The following is a 1104-nucleotide window of genomic DNA, read 5'->3' on the forward strand; positions in this document are numbered from 1 at the left end:
TGCGCTGGGGCTGAAGGCGATTTTCCTCGTCACCACGCTGCTCGGGTTTACCGGTTTGTGGCTGGCGGTGCTGGCAGATTCAGGCGCAACGGCGCTGGTCACGGCCAACGCCTTGCGATTACTGCGTCAGCGTTAAGCCGCGCCTTTCTGAATCAGATACTGGTACGGCAGCGTTTCCGTCTGCTGTGCCAGCAGCTGATGTTCCATAAAGCGGCAGAAACCGGGAATATCACGCGTGGTGGCCGGATCGTCAGCAATGATCAGCAAGGTTTCGCCCGCCTGCATGGTGCGCACGGTTTTGCGCACCATCATTACCGGCTCAGGGCAGCGCAGGCCAAGGGCATCAAGCGTGTGGTCCGGCGCAGAAAAGGGATCGCTCATGATTCTCTGTCTTCATTTAAGGTGGGCGCTCATTCTAGCGCGCAAAATACACAGCGCAAGGCGATAACGATTGCGTTAAAATTAACCATTGCATTAATTGCGCAACGCGCTAAGATCGCCGCCGTTTTTTCAACAGATACTACGCTATCCCCTAAATAATTCGCGTTTTAGCAAGGCGGCAAGGGCGTGTATCCCCAGGAGCTTACACATGTAAGTGACTGGGGTACGCGAACGCAGCCAACGCAGCGACAACGCGAAGTATGACGGGGATAGTTGGGTTCCCTCACCCCATTACTAAAAAGGTCAGACATGATTGATTTCTCTGCACGTCAGCGCATGCATGCGCTGTTTTGGCTATCGCTATTCCATCTGCTGGTGATCACCTCCAGTAACTACCTGGTCCAGCTGCCGGTTTCCATCTTCGGCTTCCACACCACCTGGGGTGCGTTTAGTTTTCCATTTATCTTCCTCGCTACCGATCTCACCGTGCGCATCTTTGGCGCGCCGTTAGCCCGTCGTATTATTTTGGCGGTGATGATCCCGGCGCTGTTTATCTCTTACGTGGTGTCCTGTGTGTTTTACCAGGGCGAATGGCAGGGATGGGCATCGCTGGAACAGGTGAATCTGTTTGTCGCACGTATCGCCAGTGCCAGCTTTATGGCCTATGCGCTCGGTCAGATTCTGGATGTCCACGTTTTTAACCGTTTGCGTCGTTTACCGCAG

2 protein-coding genes are annotated in these 1104 nt (G+C 54.3%); one reads left to right on the plus strand and one right to left on the minus strand.

The annotated features are described in order from the left end of the window. Nucleotides 1-132: 132 nt before the first annotated feature. Complete coding sequence (gene tusA / locus FT726_RS27390) at nucleotides 133-381, minus strand: sulfurtransferase TusA (RefSeq protein WP_200573534.1); 249 nt, start codon at nucleotides 379-381, stop codon at nucleotides 133-135. Between the two features lie 309 nt (nucleotides 382-690). On the opposite strand from tusA, the gene FT726_RS27395 reads away from it, so the two are divergent. Next, nucleotides 691-1104, plus strand: a 414-nt coding sequence (locus FT726_RS27395; RefSeq protein WP_346303858.1) for a queuosine precursor transporter, incomplete at its 3' end; no start/stop codon positions are given.

The sequence above is a fragment of the Pantoea sp. Morm genome (assembly GCF_016643525.1).
GTDB classification, from domain to species: domain Bacteria; phylum Pseudomonadota; class Gammaproteobacteria; order Enterobacterales; family Enterobacteriaceae; genus Pantoea; species Pantoea dispersa.